13 protein-coding genes are annotated in these 14,852 nt (G+C 69.8%); 7 read left to right on the top strand and 6 right to left on the bottom strand.

Features of this window, described 5'->3' with window-relative positions; translation table 11 throughout:
• Positions 1–159: 159 nt before the first annotated feature.
• From ACIRG5_RS29865 to ACIRG5_RS29850, 4 genes are read right to left on the bottom strand one after another with little or no spacing between them, the layout of a single operon-like run.
• The gene (locus ACIRG5_RS29865) at positions 160–918 is read right to left on the bottom strand and encodes a DNA polymerase beta superfamily protein (protein WP_402910555.1); all 759 of its coding nucleotides are present in this window, start codon (positions 916–918) and stop codon (positions 160–162) included.
• A complete protein-coding gene (locus tag ACIRG5_RS29860; protein WP_402910553.1) occupies positions 915–1,529 on the bottom strand; it encodes a DNA polymerase beta superfamily protein in 615 nt (204 codons plus the stop codon). The genes ACIRG5_RS29865 and ACIRG5_RS29860 overlap by 4 nt, the downstream gene beginning before the upstream one ends.
• Positions 1,526–3,994: a polynucleotide kinase-phosphatase gene (locus ACIRG5_RS29855; RefSeq protein ID WP_402910551.1), complete on the bottom strand. Its 2,469-nt coding sequence runs from the start codon at positions 3,992–3,994 to the stop codon at positions 1,526–1,528. The genes ACIRG5_RS29860 and ACIRG5_RS29855 overlap by 4 nt, the downstream gene beginning before the upstream one ends.
• Positions 3,994–5,331 (bottom strand): 3' terminal RNA ribose 2'-O-methyltransferase Hen1, encoded by a 1,338-nt coding sequence (locus ACIRG5_RS29850; protein ID WP_402910549.1) that lies wholly within the window; start codon positions 5,329–5,331, stop codon positions 3,994–3,996. The genes ACIRG5_RS29855 and ACIRG5_RS29850 overlap by 1 nt, the downstream gene beginning before the upstream one ends.
• A 55-nt stretch (positions 5,332–5,386) precedes the next feature.
• On the opposite strand from ACIRG5_RS29850, the gene ACIRG5_RS29845 reads away from it, so the two are divergent.
• From ACIRG5_RS29845 to ACIRG5_RS29830, 4 genes are read left to right on the top strand one after another with little or no spacing between them, the layout of a single operon-like run.
• A complete protein-coding gene (locus tag ACIRG5_RS29845) occupies positions 5,387–7,363 on the top strand; it encodes a thioredoxin domain-containing protein (RefSeq protein ID WP_402910547.1) in 1,977 nt (658 codons plus the stop codon).
• 53 nt (positions 7,364–7,416) lie between these two features.
• Complete coding sequence (locus ACIRG5_RS29840) at positions 7,417–7,971, top strand: hypothetical protein (protein ID WP_402910545.1); 555 nt, start codon at positions 7,417–7,419, stop codon at positions 7,969–7,971.
• A gap of 10 nt (positions 7,972–7,981) precedes the next feature.
• Positions 7,982–8,785 (top strand): hypothetical protein, encoded by an 804-nt coding sequence (locus ACIRG5_RS29835; RefSeq protein WP_402910542.1) that lies wholly within the window; start codon positions 7,982–7,984, stop codon positions 8,783–8,785.
• On the top strand, positions 8,782–9,315 hold the full coding sequence (locus ACIRG5_RS29830; RefSeq protein ID WP_402910540.1) for a hypothetical protein: 534 nt from the start codon (positions 8,782–8,784) through the stop codon (positions 9,313–9,315). Before ACIRG5_RS29835 ends, ACIRG5_RS29830 begins: the two co-directional genes overlap by 4 nt.
• A 6-nt stretch (positions 9,316–9,321) precedes the next feature.
• On the opposite strand, the gene ACIRG5_RS29825 is transcribed toward ACIRG5_RS29830, so the two are convergent.
• A complete protein-coding gene (locus ACIRG5_RS29825; RefSeq protein WP_402910538.1) occupies positions 9,322–10,260 on the bottom strand; it encodes a DMT family transporter in 939 nt (312 codons plus the stop codon).
• 47 nt (positions 10,261–10,307) lie between these two features.
• On the opposite strand from ACIRG5_RS29825, the gene ACIRG5_RS29820 reads away from it, so the two are divergent.
• Entirely contained in the window at positions 10,308–11,660 is a 1,353-nt protein-coding gene (locus ACIRG5_RS29820) for a PLP-dependent aminotransferase family protein (protein ID WP_402910536.1), read from the top strand.
• On the opposite strand, the gene ACIRG5_RS29815 is transcribed toward ACIRG5_RS29820, so the two are convergent.
• Positions 11,657–11,809: a hypothetical protein gene (locus ACIRG5_RS29815; RefSeq protein ID WP_402910534.1), complete on the bottom strand. Its 153-nt coding sequence runs from the start codon at positions 11,807–11,809 to the stop codon at positions 11,657–11,659. The genes ACIRG5_RS29820 and ACIRG5_RS29815 overlap by 4 nt on opposite strands.
• Before the next feature lie 90 nt (positions 11,810–11,899).
• On the opposite strand from ACIRG5_RS29815, the gene ACIRG5_RS29810 reads away from it, so the two are divergent.
• Together ACIRG5_RS29810 and ACIRG5_RS29805 are read left to right on the top strand one after the other, a co-directional pair.
• Positions 11,900–13,429, top strand: coding sequence for an ATP-dependent DNA ligase (locus ACIRG5_RS29810; RefSeq protein ID WP_402910532.1), 1,530 nt, complete (start codon positions 11,900–11,902; stop codon positions 13,427–13,429).
• 121 nt (positions 13,430–13,550) lie between these two features.
• Complete coding sequence (locus ACIRG5_RS29805) at positions 13,551–14,816, top strand: GNAT family N-acetyltransferase (protein ID WP_402910529.1); 1,266 nt, start codon at positions 13,551–13,553, stop codon at positions 14,814–14,816.
• Positions 14,817–14,852 lie beyond the last annotated feature (36 nt).

The raw sequence follows: 14,852 nt of genomic DNA, 5'->3' as shown, positions 1-14,852 counted from the left end.
CTCAGTCAGGCCAGCTCAGTCAGGCCAGGCCGGCCCACCTCGGCCAAGCTGATTCAGGCGAGCGAGGCCGACGCGAAGCCAGCCAAGCCGAGCTGCTGGGACCTGGCCAGTCGAGTCAGGCGAGCGGAGGTGGGCAAGCCGAGCGCGATCGACCTGAAGTCAGCCCAGCCGAGTCGAGACCACGAAGTCGTGGACCTCGTCGAAGGTCGGCGGCTCCACCGGCAGATCGCTGGTCTCCCGCGCCTGCCGCAACTCCTCCTGCCAGTGCGTGAGGTCCGCCTCCAGCCGTTCGGGAGCGGGTCGCCCCGGCACCCCGGCCAGTGCCCGGTGCTCGCCGAGGATCTTGGCCTCGATGAGGCCCGGCAGGTAGTCCGGGCCGTCCAGCTTCTCGATCAACGTCGGCAGGTGCGCGTTCACCTCGCCGGTGCGCAGCAGGTGCACGCCGGTCAGCAGCGCGCGGAACGTGTAGAGCAGCGGCTTGATCTCGGCGGTCTTCTCGAACAGCCGCCATTGCGTCGCGGCGAATCCGCGGTAGTGGTGCCCGTGCCGTGAGGTCAGGCATCCCGCGGCGAGGTCGGCCAGCTTGCGGTGCGCGTCCGTGGTGTGCACGACCAGCGGTGAGAGCAGCTGTTCCAGCACGTAGCCGTTGGGGCGGGTCAGCAGGCGGCAGAACTTCTGCACGTCGTGCGTGACCAGGTCGATCTCGACGCCGTCGCGCACCCACATCCGTTCCTTGGTCTCCGGGCCATGCCGCAGGCCCAGGATCTCCGCGAGCGGCAGGACGTGCACGCCGCGCAGATCCACGTCCGAGTCCCGCGACGGGAAGCCGTACAGGTGCGCGCCCGAGACGGTCGCGAACAGCAGGCCGTGCGACTGCTCGGCGACCACCTCGCTCAGGTCAGGTACCTGGTAGCTCACAACATCCTCCTGCGCACCGATACCAACCAGTCCTCCACCCGCGCCCTGTCCGGATCTTCCGGTAGTGGGCCTTCCACGCACGCGATCTCGTCGCCGAGCCGGTGCGCCCACGCCACGGCGTCGTCCCACGCCATCGAGCCGTCGCGGATCGCGAGCAACGAGCGGTCCGCGGCGATGTCGTAGCGGCCGGTGCGAAGCAGGTTCAGGCCCACCAAGCGCAGCCGCACGACGTGCATGAGCTGCTTCGGCTTGAGGTTGCGACCCGCGCGCGACAGCTGCATCTCCGTCGCGCGCGTGAACGCTCGCACGGCGTAGCGGGAGAGGAACGCGGGCAACAGGTCCCGCAGCTCCTCTCCCATCGGCGTGCTGATCTCCACCAGCGGGCTCACCAGCGTCTCGAGCACCGTCGGGTTCGACTTCAGGCCCAGCCGGCAGAAGTGCTCGACCTCCCAGCTGAGCTGCTCAGGAGACGGGCCCTCGACCGACGTCGGCGGCTTCTCCAGGCGCCAGAACGCCTCCGTGGGCGCGACGAACACACCCCGTCTGTCCACATCGGACTCGGGTGTCGCCAGCCCGTAGGCGTGCGACCCGATCACGGCTTCGAGGATCACAGTCGTGGGTCCACCGGTTCCGACTCCAGCGCGAGCACGCCGAAGACGCACTCGTGCACGCGCCACAACGGTTCGCCGCGCACGAGACGTTCCAAGGCCTCGATGCCCAGGACGTACTCGCGCAGAGCGAGACCACGCTTGCGGCCGAGCGAGCGCTTGCGCAGCCGTGACAGGTTCGACGGCGTCGTGTAGTCCGGGCCGTAGATGATCCGCAGATACTCGCGCCCGCGCACCTTCACACCCGGCTGCACGCGTCCGCCGAGGTTCGCCAGCGGCTTCACGACCATGCCCTCACCGCCGTCCGCGGTCAGCTCCTCCCACCAGCTGATGCCCGCGGCCACCTGCTCGGGGTCGCTCGTGTCCACCACGAGGTGCCGGGTCCGCTGGAACAACGGCCCCTCCAGCTTCGCCAGCGTCTCCAGGTGCCACAGGTGCGAACGGTCGTGGAACGTCTGTCCCTCGGCTGCGAGCAGCTGGAACGGCGCGATGCGCACGCCCTCCAGCCCGTCGGTGGGCCAGCAGTACCGCTCGTACGCGGCGCTGTAGGCCTCCGCGTTCGAGGCGCGCTGTGCCGTGCGCCCGAGCAGGTCGCCGACGTCGACACCGCGTGCCACAGCCGCTGCCAGCGCGTCGACCGCTACCGGCAGAGCGCCGTTCGCCGCCGCCCCGACCGCCGCGTACTGCTCGCGGATCAGCCCGGAGGCCTTGGCGTTCCACGGCATCAGCTCGGCGTCGAGGAGCAGCCAGTCCGTGGCGAACTCGTCGAACAGGCCGGAGCACGCCGAACGCACGCGGTCCAGCAGTTCGGTGCCCAGCGCGCCGTCGAAGAACGCACGCCCGGTGCGCGTGTAGATCGCACCACCTTCCTTGCGCACCAACAACACCGCACGCGAGCCCATGTGCTTCTCCTCGCAGATCACCTGCGTGACACCGGCCGCGAGGTAGTCGGCGAACGCCTCCGACGGGTGCTCCAGCACGTCGTCGCGCTGCGAGGTCGCCACCGGCGCCATCGTCGGCGGCAGGTACAGCAGGTCGTGCGGGTCGATCGCGAACCGGCTCATGACCTCCAGCGCCGAAGCCGACTGCTCCGCCCGGATCGTCACGGCACCGATCAGCGCCGTGTCGATCCGGCGCAGACCGGTGACGTCGGTGAGCGCCAGCACGTCCGGCGCGCGCTCGACGGCCTTCGGCGGGAACGGCGCGTCGCTCTCGTACCAGACCTGATGTGCCTTCACGGAGACGGTTTCCCTCTCCGGGTAGCGCAACGCCGTCAGCTTCCCGCCGAACACCACACCCGTTTCGAGGCACATGGTGTTGTTGATCCACTCGGCCTCGGGCACCAGAACGTGGCCGTACAGCACCATCGCCGCACCGCGGTAGTCGTTCGCCCACGGCAGGCGCACCGGCATCCCGTGCGCGTCGGTCTCGCCGGTCGTGTCACCGTACAAAGCGAAACTGCGCACCTTCGCGGACGCACGGCCGTGGTAGCGCTCGGGCAGGCCGGCGTGCGCGACGACGAGGTTTCCGCCGTCCAGCACGTAATGCGCGACCAGGCCGTCGCAGAACCTCGTCGCGGCCAGGCGGAACTCCTCCGACTCGTGCGCGAGCTGCTCCAGCGACTTCTCCAGCCCGTGCCGGACCGTCACCTTGTGCCCGCGCATCGCCCGCACGAGCTTTTCCTCGTGGTTTCCGCGCACGCTCAAGGCGTGTCCGGCCGCGACCATGCCCATGACCAGGCGCAGCACGCCCGGGGTGTCCGGCCCGCGGTCCACCAGGTCGCCGACGAACACGGCCTTGCGGTCGCCGGGCGGCACCGCGTCCACGGCACGGCCCTCGTCGTCCCGAACCAGGACGTACCCGAGCTCGACCAGCAGCTCCTCCAGCTCCGCGCGGCAGCCGTGCACGTCACCGAACACGTCGAACGGCCCGGTCTCGTGCCTGAGGTTGTTGAGCAGGCGCTCGTACACGATCGTCGAATTGTCCACATCGGACTCGGACCGCAGCACGTGGACGCGCTTGAAGCCCTCCTTGCCGAGGAACTTCAACGAGCGCCGCAACGCCGACCGGTGCCGCTTCACGACGTGCGCGCCGAAGTCGCGGTCGGGACGCTGTGCGTTGCGCGCCAGGCACACCTCGGTCGGAGTGTCGAGGACGATCGCGACCGGCAGCACGTTCGCCTTCTTCGCGACCTCGATCAGCTTGGCGCGGTCCGGCGCCTGCACGTTGGTCGCGTCGATCACGGTGACGCGCCCGGCCTCCAGCCGCTTCGACGCCACGTAGTGCAGCACGTCGAACGCCGCTGCGGACGCCGACTGGTCGTTCTCGTCGTCGGACACGAGCCCGCGGAAGTAGTCGCTCGACAGCACCTGCGTGGGCAGGAAGTGCTTGCGCGCGAACGTGGACTTGCCGGAACCGGAGGCGCCGACCAGCACGACCAGACACAGGTCAGGGATCTTCAGCTCCATCAGCTCACATCTCCCAGGCTGAACACGGCCATCTGGGTCGGCGCGCCGCGTTCGGCGTCCTCCGGCCCGATCGGCACGTACCGCACGGTGTAGCCACGTCGTTCCGCGACGCCGTCCGCCCACGCCGCGAACTCCGCCCGAGTCCATTCGAAACGGTGGTCGGAGTGCCGCATCTGCCCTTCCGGCAACGTGTCGAACAGCACGTTGTACTCGACGTTCGGCGTCGTCACCAGCACGGTCGCCGGCCGCGCCACGGTGAAGACCGAGTGCTCCAGCGCGGGCAGGCGCGACGGGTCGACGTGCTCGACGACCTCCATCAGCACCGCCGCGTCGTAGCCGGCCAGTTCGGTGTCGGCGTACGTCAAAGCCGACTGCCGCAACGTGATCCGCTCGCGCTGACGGTCGCCCATGCGGTCCAGGTGCAGCTTGCGCGCGGCCTCCTGCAACGCCTTCGCGGACACGTCGACACCGTGGATCTCGGTGAACTCGGGCTCGTTGACGAGCGCGCGCAGCAACGCACCCCCACCGCAACCGAGGTCGAGCACGCGCTTGGCCCGCGCGTCCTTCAAGGCCTCGATCACGGCCTCTTTGCGTTGCACGGCAAGGGAGATCTTCGGTTCGGCCAGCGCGTTGTCCAGCTCCTCCGGCTCGACCTCGTCGACGTCCGCGAGGCGTTCCAGCGCAGAGGTGATCAACGGCCGCTTGCGCGCCAGGTACCGAGTGGTGATCAGCTCCTTGTCCGGGTGCGTCGCCAGCCAGCCGTCACCGGCCTTGAGCAGCTTGTCGACCTCGTCGGCCGCGACCCAGTAGTGCTTGCCGCCGTCGAGCACGGGCAGCAGCACGTAGAGGTGCTTCAGCGCGTCACTGAGCTTCACCGTGCCGGTCAGCGTCACATCGCCGAAGCGCGAATCGCCGTGCCCGGAGACCGTGACGTCCCAGCCCAGTGGCGTGAACAACCGGTCCGCGAGCCGGTGCGGCAGCGCGGGAATGCGGACGACCAGCGGAATCGGCGTCGCGGCGAGCTCGGGGTAGCTCTCGCTGCGGCCGTTCATGGCCGTGCGGAACACGCTGCCGAGCGCGACCGTGAGCAACGACCCGGCCGCGTACGGCCTGTCGTTGACGTATTGGGTGAGCGTGCTGCCAGGACCTCGCACGAGCGCGATGGGGTCGACCTCCAGCAGGAGGGCGACCGTGCATTCCTCGTTCGTCGCCTTCGGGTAGAAGACGTGCGCGATGCCCGAGTTCGTCGTGAAGGACTGAGCCCGGTCGGGATGCTTGTGCAGCAGGTGGCCGAGATCGGTCGCCGGCTGGTGAGTCGTGGTCATGGTGAGCAACACGAGCCTGAGTCTGATCGAGATTCGGCCTCTGCGCTGCTCATTTAGTGTGGTTCGCATGACTAACCGGCTTGCGGACGCGACCAGCCCTTACCTGCTGCAGCACGCGGACAACCCGGTCGACTGGTGGCCGTGGTCCGCGGAGGCGTTCGAGGAGGCACGACGGCGCAACGTGCCGGTGCTGCTGTCCATCGGCTACGCGGCCTGCCACTGGTGTCACGTGATGGCGCACGAGTCCTTCGAGGACGCGGAGGTCGCGGCCTTCCTGAACGCGCACTTCGTGTCGGTGAAGGTGGATCGCGAGGAACGCCCGGATGTCGACGCCGTGTACATGGAGGTCACGCAGGCCATGACCGGCCAGGGCGGATGGCCGATGACGGTGTTCCTCACGCCCGATGCGCGGCCGTTCCACTCGGGCACCTACTACCCGCCGTCGCCGCGGCCGGGCATGCCGTCGTTCACGCAGCTCATCGAGGCCGTGTCGGCGACGTGGGCGGAACGGCCGGGCGAGATCCTGGAGTCCGCCTCCGCTGTGGTGGAGGAGATTTCGCGCCACGCGGCACCGCTGCCTCCGTCCGCTGTGGACTCGGACGCGCTGGCCGGCGCCGTGGTGTCGTTGCTCGGCGAGTTCGACCGGCGCCACGGCGGATTCGGTGGCGCGCCGAAGTTCCCGCCGTCGATGGCGCTGGAGTTCCTGCTGCGCCACCACGAACGCACCGGCTCGGTCGAGGCCGTCTCGATGGCGACCGCGACGGCCGACGCGATGGCCGACGGCGGCCTGTACGACCAGCTGGGCGGCGGGTTCGCGCGGTACAGCGTCGACGCGTCGTGGGTCGTGCCGCACTTCGAGAAGATGTTGTACGACAACGCTTTGCTGCTCCGCTTCTACACGCACCTGACGCGGGTGACGCGTTCTGAACGCTACGAGCGGGTCGCGCGCGACACGGCTTCGTTCCTGCTGCGGGATCTGCGCACGGCCGAGGGCGGGTTCGCGGCCTCGCTCGACGCCGACGCCGAGGGCGTCGAGGGTCTGACCTACGTGTGGTCGTTCGAGGAACTGGGCGACGCGGCGGCCGCGTTCGGCGTGACCCCCGAGCCGAACTTCGAGGACGGCAGGTCGACGCTGCGGTTCGTGTCCGAGCCGGGGGAGGAGGTGCGGGCCGCGCTGCTGGCGGTGCGCGCCGGAAGGCCGCAGCCCGGCCGGGACGACAAGGTGATCGCCTCCTGGAACGGCATGGCGATCGCCGCGCTGGCCGAGGCGGGCGCGTTCTTCGGTGAGCCGTCGTGGATCATGGCGGCCTCGGAGGCGGCGTCGTTGCTGGCCTCGGTGCACGTGGTCGAGGGCAGGCTGTTGCGGACCTCTCGCGACGGCGTGGCGGGGCCGTCGTTCGGCGTGCTGGAGGACTACGGCTGCCTCGCCGACGGCCTGCTGGTGTTGCACCAGGTCACCGGCTCGATCAGGTGGCTCGATCTGGCGTGCGGCCTGCTGGACACCGCGCTCTCGCGGTTCGCCGTTCCTGACTCACCTGGTGCCTACTACGACACCGCCGACGACGCCGAGACGCTGGTTCGCCGTCCCGCCGACTCGACCGACAACGCGTCGCCTTCCGGTGCGTCCTCGCTGGCCTCGGCCCTGGCGACGGCGTCCCTGCTGGCGGGCGCCGATCGTTCGTCGCTGTACTTCACCGCCGCGTCGGACGCCGTCACGCGGGCCGGTCTGCTGGCCGCGCGGGCACCCCGGTTCGCCGGCCACTGGCTGACCGTCGCCGAGGCGTTGGTGGCCGGCCCGTTGCAGGTGGCCGTAGTAGGTGCCGACGACTCGCGCCGTGCGTCGCTGTGGGCTGCGGCGGTGGCTCATGTGCCGGGAGGCGGCGTCGTCGTGGCCGGTGAGCCCTCGTCCGTGCCATTGCTCGAAGACCGGCCGTTGGTCGACGAAGGCCCTGCGGCCTACGTGTGCCGTGGCTACGTGTGCGACAGGCCTGTCGTATCGGTAGATGCCCTGGTCACTTCGCTGACGGCGAACACCACCACCTGATTGCAGGCGTAACGTCGGTTACAACGTAATCAAGTAATCAGGGGTTGGTCGTAATGGGACGTGGATGGCGAGGACGAGGCGGGTGGCAGCAGGCTGACCTGCCCTCGGCCGACGACGCGGCGGCGTGGTTCGCGGGAAGGCTCCCGGACGCGTGGTTCACCGGCGCGCCCGAGGTGATCATCGACCGCGAGGAGATCACGGTCGTCGGTACGCTGCCCGCGCTGGAGGGCGAGTTCGACGACGCCTCGCGCGCCGCGGCCGAGTCGGGCCGCATCTCGCGCTGGCGTGAGGACACCCGCGAGGAACGCATCGAGATCGCCCGCCAGGCCGAGCACCGCTACGGACGCAAGGTCGCGTGGGGTGCCGTGCAGGGCGGCACGCGCGAACTCTTCACGCACCTGGCCGTGCCGGTCATGACGCGCCTGCGTCAGCCGGAACGGCAGGTGCTCGACACGCTGGTAGCCGCTGGCGTGGCCCGCTCACGGGCAGACGCTCTGGCATGGGCCGTGCGCCTGGTCGGCGAGCACGCGGACACGTGGCTCGACGAACTGCGTGACGCCATGTCGAAGGTTGACGATCTCCGCTCGCAGGGGCCTGATCTGGCCTAACCTCCTGCGTGTGGATCTGACGTCGGTCGCGGAAGCGGTCGTCCAGGACGAGCCGGGCGCGTTCGAAACGTTCATCAACGAGGCCCAGGGCCGTTCGCCCGACGAGATGTCGGCGGCGGCCCTGGTCCTGTCTTCGTCGCCGGACGTTCAGGTCAACGAGTTGCTCGGCAACCTGCTGTTCTACATCGGCGCGTGCGATGCGTTGGAGCCGTTGGTTCTGCGCGTGGTGGAAGCTTTCGAACGCGGCGACGGCGAGGCCTGGGAGCGCGCTCTTCTGCTGCCCCTGCAGGACGAGGACGTCCGTGCCGGCCTGCCGTACCGCGAGCGCCTTCTTGCCGCGGTGCCAACCGATTCGTGGCTGTACGGCCTGCTGATGGTCGTGGACCTCGAACCGCTGTTGGTGCTGCATCGGCCCAGTGGCACCGGTTTCGAGGTGACGATCGGCGGCCTCGGCGACAACTTCCAGCTCCACACGCTGCTCGCGTACCGCCTGGTCCCCGAGCACGTGCCCGGCGAACCGCCGCTGGACTCCTGGGTCGAGGCGGCGTCGGTGGGCCCGGACCTCCAGCCCGAGGGCGGCATCCGCGGCCAGTTCGAGCTCTCCGACGGCTTCGGCGACACGATCTGGAACGAGGGCCGTCCGTCCGGCATCCCGCTGTTCGAGGGCCGCCGGGTCGTCGTGCTGGGCCCGCCGCCGTACCAGCGGTCGTGGAACACGGGTCGTCTCTACCCGATGATGACGCCCCTCGTCGACATCACTCGCGTGCTGCCCGCCGACGAAGCGGCTTCCTGGCTCGCGAAGATCAGCTCGTGAGCTTTTCCAGTGACAAGAGGAAAGTCCTCGACGACTCGCTCCCGTTGGGCCGTCGTGTGACGGCGTTGTGCTACTGCCTGAACCGCTACAGGCCGATCGGGTTCCACGCGTCGTTGAGCTTTCTTCGTTGCGTGGCAGGTGACTTCACTCGCGATCCGGTCGCGCTGCCGCGGGCGATGGACCTGCTGACCGCCAGCTATGCCGCCTGGCAGGCCGAACTGCACGCTTATGGCGTGCTCCGGCGAAGGGCCAAGCAGTTGGGCTATCGGGTGCCGCACCCGTCCGCGCCCAACCCGAACCGGCCTTCGCACTGGTACGGCGCACCGCGCGAGGCCGCCCTTCACGCCGTGTGGGTCTGGTACTCGAAGGGCGACTCCGAGGACATCGACGTGCACAGCCTTGCCGTCGCCTTGATCGAGCGCGGGCGGTTCACAGCGGAGCAGCGGGAGATCTTCGACCGGGTTCTCGCTGAGCCCGGCGAGTCCCGGGCGATCGTCCGGCAGATGGCCGTCGTGGTCGCGAACTCCTGAAGATTCTTACGGCACAACGACTTGCGCGGGAGTGTCAGACCCGTTCGCTATTGTTGAATTTGGGGGTACCCGGCCCGCGTCGTGTGTGTGGTGGGCTTCCGTTGGTTCGTGTGTTCCAGTTGGTTCGTGCGTTCCCCTCCGGAGCCCGATGACGCACCCGAGTGCGACCGTGGTGACACCGGCGACGGACACGAGTGTGAGTTCCTGTGCGCCGAGCAGTACGGACGTTGCCAGACCGGAGACCGGCATCAGGCCGATGAGCACTCCCGCGCGGTCGGAACCCAGGCGGTTCACGGCGAAGTACCAGAGTCCGAAGGCCAGCGCGGTCACCACCACGGCCAGCAGCGCGAGAGAGAAGCCCTGCCTGGCGTTCGGCATCTGCCAGCCGCCGACGAACGTGCCGAGCACCGCGCCGATCACCGTCGCCAGGATGCACGTCCAGGTGGCCACGCCGAGCACGCCAAGGCGCCGTACGACTCCCACGGCGAACAAGGTGAAGCAGACCTCGCCGGCCATCGTGATCAATGCGAGCGCAAGGCCCGGGCCGTGCCACGAGCCGCCGCCGGACAACAGCACGATGCCTGCCGCCACCACCACGGCGCCCACTACGGCCGATGCGGTTCGTTGGCGGGAGAGCAGTGCCAGTGCGATGGGGGCGCCGCCCATGACGGCGGCGACGAAGCCCGGTTCCGCGTACTGCTGGGCGGCGATGAGCACGGCGTTGAAGCCAAGCATGCCCGTGACGACCACACCGAGCAGCGGCGGGATGTCACGCCACGACGGCATCGGCAGACGGCGTGCCACCAGCAGCAACACGGCCGCGCCGAGGGCGTAGCGCATGGCCTGGCCGGTCAGGACCGGGTAGCCCTCCAGCATTCCCGTGATCGGAACGGACGCTCCGACGATCGTTGCCGCTGTCGCTCCCGCGGCCACCCCGAGTTTCATGCTCACCACCCTTGCGCTGAACTGGTCCAGGTTTAAGCTCCACTTCGATGGCTACGAACTGGACCACTTTTCGCGAGCTGCTGTTGCCGGGGCATCAGCGGCGGCGCGGGGTGGAGGTCGAACTGCGCCGGGCGATCCGGGACGGGCGGCTTCTGCCGGGCACGCGGCTGCCGTCGAGCAGGGACCTGGCCGCTCAGCTGGACGTGGCGCGCGGGACGGTGACGTCGGCGTACACGCAGCTCGTCGCGGAGGGGTATCTCACCAGCCGGCGCGGGTCGGGGACGACGGTCGCGAGCCTCGGACCGGCCGGCGTGTGCGGCGTGCCGGAGCCGCCGCCGCGGTGGCGGTACAACATGCGGCCCGGCCTGCCCGCGCTGGGAGCGTTTCCCCGCGCCGAGTGGGTGGCGGCTCACCGCTCAGCGCTCGCCGAGCTCCCCGACGAGGACCTCGCCTATCCCGACCCGGCCGGTTTTGTGGGGCTGCGCAAGGAGATCGTCGACTACCTCTCGCGGGTGCGGGCGGTCGTCGCGAAGGACGCGGTGATCACCAACGGCGCGGCGGACGGGTTGCAGCTCACCGCCCGGATGGTGAACGGCAGCATCGCGATCGAGGAACCCAGCCACTTCGGCGGCGAGAACATGCTGCGGTCGCACGGACTCGACACCGTGCCGGTTCCGGTGGACGACAAGGGCATCCGGGTCGACCTTCTGTCCAAAACGGACTGCAAAGCGGTGCTGGTCACCGCGGCACACCAGTTTCCGCTGGGCGTGGTGCTGCATCCGGAACGGCGGCGGGCGCTCGTCGACTGGGCGCGCGAGCGGGACGCGTTGATCATCGAGGACGACTACGACGCCGAGCACCGGTACGACCGGCCGGCCCTGGGGGCGTTGCAGGCCCTCGCGCCCGAGCACGTGGTGTACCAGGGCACGACGAGCAAGGTGCTGGCTCCCGCGTTGCGCCTCGGATGGCTCGTGGTGCCGGAACGGCTGCGCGAAGGCATCGTGCAACGCAAGCAGTACAACGACATGGGCACCGCCACGATCCCGCAGGCCGCGTTTGCGCACCTGTTGCGGACGGGTGGCTATGACCGGCATCTGCGCCGTACGCGCGCGCTCTATCGGAAGCGGCGGGACGCGCTGCTGGAAGCCGTTGCGGAGCATCTGCCCGCATGGCAGCCCATCGGTGTTGCGGCTGGTCTGCACGTCGTGTTGCGCATGCCTGACGGGACGGACGACCTCGCGTTGAAGAGCAGGCTTGCGGAGCGAGGCGTGCACGTCTGGGCGTTGGCGCAGTACACGCGCACGCCCATGTGGCCCGGTTTGGTGCTCGGTTACGCGGCGCTCACCCCTGACCGCCTGCGCGAGGCGGTCAGGGAGATCGCCGATGTCGCCGTGGCCTAGAGGATGTGCTCGCGGTCGGTGCCCATGATGTGCTCGCGAGGGTCGCTCATGATGTGCTCGCGGTCGGTGCCGTCGCCGGCCGCGCTGAGCGTCGTCACCGCGGCGGCGGCGAACAGCAGGGCGGCTGCGACGATCTTGAAAGCGTTCATGGTTCGGTAAACCCCCAGGTAGAACGGTTGGCGGGGCAGCCTAGCCCGCGCCTCCAGAAATTGTCAGTGCCAGCGTGCACCATTGAACACGTGCTTCTCTCCGAAGTGGTCGACACGTCAGCCGCCGTCGCGGCGACCCGGTCGCGCCTGGCCAAGGTCAAGGCGCTGTCCGCGTTGCTGCGCGCGGCGACGGCGGATGTGGTGGTCGCGGTGGTGTCGTTCCTCATAGGCACTCCGCGGCAGGGTCGCATCGGTGCGGGCTGGCGCACCGTCGTCGACCTGGCCGTGCCTCCGGTCGCGCGTGCCGGACTGACGATCGCCGAGGTCGACGCCGCGCTCGCCGAGGTGGCCGCGACGTCCGGCAAGGGCTCGGCGCAGCGCCGGATCGACCTGTTGACCGCGTTGTTCGGGCGGTCGACCGAGGCTGAGCAGGACTTCTTGCGCCGGTTGCTCACCGGCGAGCTCCGCCAGGGCGCGCTGGAGGGCGTGATGCTCGACGCGATCGCCTCCGCGGCGGACGTGCCGGGCGAGACGGTGCGGCGCGCGTTCATGCTGTCCGGCCGCTTACCCGAGACGGCGGTGGCCGCGCTGGACGGCGGCGCACCGGCCCTGGAGGCGTTCCGGCTGGAGGTCGGGCGCCCCCTGCGGCCAATGTTGGCCTCGCCCGCGGAGTCGCTGGACGAGGCGCTGACCGAGCTGGGCAGCGTCGTGGTGGAGCACAAGCTCGACGGCGCGCGCATCCAGGTGCACCGCTCCGGTGACGAGATCCACGTCTACACGCGCACGTTGCGCGAGATCACCAAGACGGTGCCGGAGCTCGTCGAACTCGTGCGCGGCCTGCCGTGCACGTCGGTGGTGCTCGACGGCGAGACGCTGGCGCTGACCGACGAGGGCAGACCCCGCCCGTTCCAGGAGACGATGAGCAGGTTCGGCGCGCAGGACGAACGCGAGCTGCTGCTGCACCCGTACTTCTTCGACTGCCTGCACCTCGACGGCAAGGACCTGCTCGACGAGCCGCTGCGCGACCGCCTCGCCGCACTGCGGCAGGTGGCGGGCGAGCACGTCATTTCCGGCGTGCTGGACCCGTCGCCGGAGGAGGCGGCGACCGTCGTCACGGCATCGCTGTCCGCGGGCCACGAGGGCGTGATGGTGAAGTCGCTGGCCTCGCCCTACGCGGCAGGCCGCCGCGGCAAGGCCTGGCAGAAGGTGAAGCCGGTGCACACGCTCGACCTGGTCGTGCTCGGCGTCGAGTGGGGCAGCGGCCGCCGCCGCGGCTGGCTCTCGAACCTGCATCTTGGCGCCCGCGACCCGGACGGCGGCCCGCCCGTGATGGTCGGCAAGACCTTCAAGGGCCTCACCGACGAACTGCTGAAGTGGCAGACCAAGGCCCTGCAGGAGATCGCCGCCGAGCAGAACGACTGGGTGGTCATGGTCCGCCCCGAGCTGGTGATCGAGATCGAGCTGGACGGCGTGCAGGTCTCGCCGCGCTATCCCGGTGGCGTCGCGCTGCGGTTCGCCCGCGTCGTGCGCTACCGCCCGGACAAGGACCCGTCGGAGGCGACGACCATCGAGGAGGTGAGGGCCCTTCTGCCTGCCGCACAACCGAATCAAGGCGACTGAGCCGGCTTCTCCGCAGGCAGCGCGGTCGTGACGCTCGGCGTCTGCGGGGCGCTGGACGAGACGTGGCCGCACCGAGCCGTCGTCGATGCTCGTGATGCCTGACCGCCGCTAGCGTGGCGGCATGGGGGAGAACCGGGAGTTCGGCCGCGTCTACGCCGAGCCGGACGACTTCGCGCAGTGGACGGAGCTGGATCGCGGCGCGACGGTGAGCTGGTACGACGGGCGGGTCCTCGGCGTGCAGGACTTCGGCATCACGATCCGCGTGGTCCTGCCGATCAGCCTCGACACCGGAGAAACGGTGCGGGTCGAGGTCTGGGTCGTCGTTGAGCTCGACGAAGGAAGCGAGGTCGCCTCCGAGCTGGAGAACGGCTGGCGCGGTGTGCCCGCCCAAGGCCTCCTGCTCAACGTGGTCGAGCCCTGGCCGGAGGTCTACGGCGCCCCGGTGACGTTCGCCGGAGAACCGGGAGAGTGGCTGCCCCGCATCACCGGTTCCGGGCACCCCGTCCTGCGGCGCGTGCTCACCGAGAAGTGGCCGGTCAGCGTGCTCGCGCTCGGGCGGTTCTGGTTCGAAAATCGCGTGCGGCCACCGGCGCCCGGCAATAGCGTCAAGCCAGTGACCGACGCTTCCGCGCTGCTCAGCGCATTCGACACCCAGGCCCGCTCCGCCGAGTGGGAGGCGTATCCCGACGCCGTGCAGGACGCGGAGGTGTTCCGGGTCGCCTGGGACCACCGCCGCGGTTTCGTCTCGGGCCCGCCCGACCTCCGCCTCGCCGGCACCGAACTGGACGCCGTGATCGCACGTCAGCGCGACTTCTTCGCCGCCCGCGGGCAGGCCGTCGAGTGGAAGACCTGGGGTCATGACAGGCCTGCTGACCTGCCGCGACGGCTGGAGGCGGCCGGGTTCGTCTCCGAGGGCCGCGAGACCGTGCTCGTCGGGCTCGCCGAGGAGATGGCGGGGCCGGTCCACCTCGACGAGCGGATCGTCCTGCGCGAGACCAGGGACGAGGCCGACCTGCATCGGCTCGCAGCCACGGCCACGGAGGTGTTCGAGCGCGACAGCAGCTGGCTCGCCGACTACCTGCTGGAGAAGAAGGACGACCCGAACACGGTCGTCGTGATCGCGGAGGCAGACGGTCAGGTCGTGTCGTCCGCGCGGCTGGAGATCGTGCCGGGCACCGAGTTCGGCGGTCTCTGGGGTGGTGGCACGCTTGAGCGGTGGCGGGGCAAGGGCATCTACCGCGCTCTCGTGGCGCACCGTGCGCGCGTCGCGCTCGAACGAGGTGTGAAGTACCTGCAGGTCGACGCCTCAGAGGACAGCAGGCCGATCCTGGAACGCCTCGGGTTCGTCGTGGTGACGACGACCACCGGCTACGTCTGGAAGCCGTGACGCGCCTGTCCAAGTGAGACCCGCTGCCCAAGTGAG

The organism is Lentzea sp. NPDC102401, from assembly GCF_044765805.1.
Taxonomy (GTDB): Bacteria; Actinomycetota; Actinomycetes; order Mycobacteriales; family Pseudonocardiaceae; genus Lentzea; species Lentzea sokolovensis.
This window is presented reverse-complemented; position numbering and strand designations above follow the sequence as displayed.

Bases quoted from the DNA above. Each gene is read 5' to 3' on its own strand.
- ACIRG5_RS29820 (WP_402910536.1), top strand. From the start codon at position 10,308: ATGGCTACGAACTGGACCACTTTTCGCGAGCTGCTGTTGCCGGGGCAT.
- ACIRG5_RS29805 (WP_402910529.1), top strand. From the start codon at position 13,551: ATGGGGGAGAACCGGGAGTTCGGCCGCGTCTACGCCGAGCCGGACGAC.
- ACIRG5_RS29825 (WP_402910538.1), bottom strand. From the start codon at position 10,260: ATGAAACTCGGGGTGGCCGCGGGAGCGACAGCGGCAACGATCGTCGGA.
- ACIRG5_RS29845 (WP_402910547.1), top strand. From the start codon at position 5,387: ATGACTAACCGGCTTGCGGACGCGACCAGCCCTTACCTGCTGCAGCAC.
- ACIRG5_RS29815 (WP_402910534.1), bottom strand. From the start codon at position 11,809: ATGAACGCTTTCAAGATCGTCGCAGCCGCCCTGCTGTTCGCCGCCGCC.
- ACIRG5_RS29855 (WP_402910551.1), bottom strand. From the start codon at position 3,994: ATGGAGCTGAAGATCCCTGACCTGTGTCTGGTCGTGCTGGTCGGCGCC.
- ACIRG5_RS29840 (WP_402910545.1), top strand. From the start codon at position 7,417: ATGGGACGTGGATGGCGAGGACGAGGCGGGTGGCAGCAGGCTGACCTG.